This is a genomic window from Pectobacterium sp. CFBP8739 (genome assembly GCF_013449375.1).
In the GTDB taxonomy this organism is placed as follows: domain Bacteria; phylum Pseudomonadota; class Gammaproteobacteria; order Enterobacterales; family Enterobacteriaceae; genus Pectobacterium.
The window spans coordinates 1-3017 of the sequence record NZ_JACDRR010000056.1; the positions used below are offsets into that span (position 1 = coordinate 1).

4 protein-coding genes and 1 pseudogene are annotated in these 3017 nt (G+C 49.8%); all 5 read right to left on the reverse strand.

Annotated elements, in window-relative coordinates:
• Positions 1–294: 294 nt before the first annotated feature.
• The gene (locus tag H0247_RS19590; protein WP_180744018.1) at positions 295–597 is read right to left on the reverse strand and encodes a barstar family protein; all 303 of its coding nucleotides are present in this window, start codon (positions 595–597) and stop codon (positions 295–297) included.
• Positions 588–1808: a VENN motif pre-toxin domain-containing protein gene (locus H0247_RS19950; protein WP_255434045.1), complete on the reverse strand. Its 1221-nt coding sequence runs from the start codon at positions 1806–1808 to the stop codon at positions 588–590. Before H0247_RS19950 ends, H0247_RS19590 begins: the two co-directional genes overlap by 10 nt.
• Positions 1732–1992, reverse strand: a complete 261-nt coding sequence (locus H0247_RS19955; protein WP_180744016.1) for a hypothetical protein — start codon at positions 1990–1992, stop codon at positions 1732–1734. The genes H0247_RS19950 and H0247_RS19955 overlap by 77 nt, the downstream gene beginning before the upstream one ends.
• Before the next feature lie 106 nt (positions 1993–2098).
• Positions 2099–2344, reverse strand: coding sequence for a hypothetical protein (locus tag H0247_RS19605; protein ID WP_180744017.1), 246 nt, complete (start codon positions 2342–2344; stop codon positions 2099–2101).
• Positions 2334–3017 (reverse strand): annotated as a pseudogene (locus H0247_RS19610) (hypothetical protein); the annotation flags it as partial. The pseudogene H0247_RS19610 and the gene H0247_RS19605, both read right to left, overlap by 11 nt.

A 3017-nucleotide genomic window follows, 5' to 3' on the forward strand; every position in this document is an offset into this window, starting at 1 on the left:
TTGCCGTTTAACGTCTGGTAGATGCTGGTTTGTTCAGTGTTATCAACAATACGTACCCAGGGTGAATCTGCGCCTTGCGGTGGTGGAGTAAAAAAAGTGTTATTGGGCATAAATGCGCAACCGGAAGTATTCAGGGCAATTGCGGCAACGCTGATGCTCAGCACGTTTTTCACTCTCTATCTCCTTCGCAGTCTTCCATGATGTCGTTGCTGTCCTGTCCAGATAGCAACGGCATTACGATGATACCTGAGGCGGCTAAGCCGTTGCCGACTCAGCCAGCAGGGGACTCGGCAGTCACTTCAAAACATAATCGAATTTTTCGTCAAAGTTGAATGCGATGTCCTGTTCTTTCACTTTTTCCAGAATAGCTGTGATTTTATCGAACGCATCACCTAAATATGCTCGGGATTGCCCAGCATTCTGCCAGATCAGTGTGACGGGTCTTTCCACGTCATTACACAGACGATCCTTTAGCGCGTCCAGATTACGACCATAGTAGGGGCCGAAATCCAGTAAATCAGATAACGCACGATGAAAGTCGGCTTCAGTACGGATACTCAACCCGTCCAGAATAATTTGTTTGTTATTCACTTCCATTTACCTATTGATGTTACGGACTCATAGTGATCCGTTGTGATATACAGTAGCCCATCGCTGGAATACAGCAGTCGGGTGCCTGCCTGATTGCTCCTTGACATGGTATTGTCCAGACCTATATCCGCTTCTTTCCATACTCTGCCAGGCGCAGAAGGTAGAGCATTGGTGGTATTCTCGAAAACATCTCCACCCAACTGACCTCCCGGCGTGGTGTTATTTAATGCTTTGCCAGGCCTCCAGCCATTGGCGACGGCCTGGGCTTTCGTGACGTAATTTTGCGGCAGTTCTCCAGTAGCGCGCAGGCTTTCGACAACGTCATTAGCTGCTTCAGTGGTTTTTAAATCCATTTTTAGTGCGGCGTATTTAGCTGCATTATGCGCTGCGGTGTTGCTTGTCCTCGCTGCATCCGCCGCTAACTGTTCAGATTTCAGCACGGCTTTGGCAACTACTTTTTCAGTCACAACTGCCGCACCTTTAGCCAGGCCTGCTCCACCCGCTAGCAGTGATGCCGCATCTGAAATCAGCTTACCGGTTTCCATACCAGAGTTAAACGAACCGGCAGCCCCAGCACGTTCATACTGCTCTTCCAGATAATTAATGCGATCGATATAAGACTGCTTCACCGCATCAGAGATATTACCCAGCACATTATCGCCGGTAAACAGTGTCTTCAATGCTTCGTAAGTCTCAATTGGACTCAGGGCAGCACTGACAATACCGTCGATAGTGTCATACAGTCCAACTGGCACACCTGCCACCATACCTGACGCGAAGCTGCCATCCTGACCTGCATCGATCGCTTTCCATTTAGCGCGAATGCCGACACGGCAGGCAAAGCCGTCACAGGCCGCCAGCTCTTTTTCGCGCTGCGCTTTTTGTTTCTGACTCAGGTAGTTATTATCTACTGCGTTTTTACCAACATCATGTCCCGCCACAGCGCCTGCGGATGAATCCGTTGCCAGTCCTGCCGCCATGGTCGCCGCCAGAGAAGCCAGATTGCTGACTTTCGCTCGCTCAGCGTCACTCAGAGACTCCACTGTTTTACCCGGATAGAGGTAGTTAGCGATAGCTCGCGCCGCCAGTTCACCGCCTGCTGCGCCAACCGCACCGGCAGTGGCATTCGTACCGGAAAGTTCAGCGACTACGCCACCCACAAGAGCATGACCGATAGCGTTCGCGGCGATCTGTCCGGTAGTTGGTTTTTTTTTCATCCTGCAGGGTCAAGTCGCGTATTGCACCCGCCATATAAGGTGCCGCGCCCTGAGCCAGCGCTTTCAGCGGATCGCCACCCGCCAACGCTGTAATGGCAGAGGCGGCGGCACGAATGCCCTTATCCAGATCGCCACCGGCTTTATACTGTTCGCTGATGTCTTTGTACGCGGCGGTACTTTGCACGCGATCCCATCCACATAAAACACGGTGTATCGGCAGTTAACCCCATTCATCACTCCCAGCCCATCAAAACCGAGCGTTGCACTGATTATCTGAATTCACGATAAGGTTAAAAGCCTTTTACTTTAAATAGATGTAATAGTGCGAGACCAAGCCCCCCAATCCCTCCACCATAAAGACCGATCTTTACCATGTGTAAGATATCTTTCCAGCTAGTATTAAACTCATCGCCAAGCAACCATGATAACGATGAAAAAAAAAGCTTTCCGAACACAGATAAAGCGATCATTGACAAAATAGTCACAACTAAAATCAATAAGGACTGAACACTTCTGACATAAAAATCATTCTTCATGACCATTCCCTAATTTTTTCAGTACATTACCGGCCTCGCTTCCGCTTCCTTCGGATATAACTGACGAACCGATGTTACTTATACCACTAGGGATCTTACTCGGTAGCATTTCTTTGGAGATACCCAACTGCCCCTTGACTTCACTATATTTCAGTAAGTTGGGATCGAATTTCGGATTCCAGCCGCCAGTGGCCCACTTACCTGCCGCATTTGCCACTGGCTTCACAATATAATTACCCACGCCATAACCGAAACCTGCACCCGCACCTGTCGTTATTGCTCCAATCAACGGATCGTCCCCATTGATCGTGTTGGTCAGTGTACCACCTGCGGCATTCCAGCCTACCGTTCCCCAAAGGCCATTCCCCATACTGATAACATTTACCCAACCCGCAATCCCTGCATTAATCGGATTCACTTCCCCATTATCAGCATACTGAACGCCTGCATTTGCTCCAGCCCCCAACAGCCACATGGCCGCAGCAGGCCCACTTAACGCGGCAACTCCCGCCGTATTGGCAATACCGGCAGAAACTACCGCATTACCTTCAGCGGTTTCTTTCACTACCTTCGCTTTACAGTCTGTATCACAGTCGGGACTTTTACCGAACCAGAACCCTAATGCTGTTCCGGCATCTGCTCCCAAAGCGTTATTATCAACCGCATTCTTACC

Bases quoted from the DNA above. Each gene is read 5' to 3' on its own strand.
- H0247_RS19950 (WP_255434045.1), bottom strand. From the start codon at position 1,808: ATGAAAAAAAAACCAACTACCGGACAGATCGCCGCGAACGCTATCGGT.
- H0247_RS19605 (WP_180744017.1), bottom strand. From the start codon at position 2,344: ATGAAGAATGATTTTTATGTCAGAAGTGTTCAGTCCTTATTGATTTTA.
- H0247_RS19590 (WP_180744018.1), bottom strand. From the start codon at position 597: ATGGAAGTGAATAACAAACAAATTATTCTGGACGGGTTGAGTATCCGT.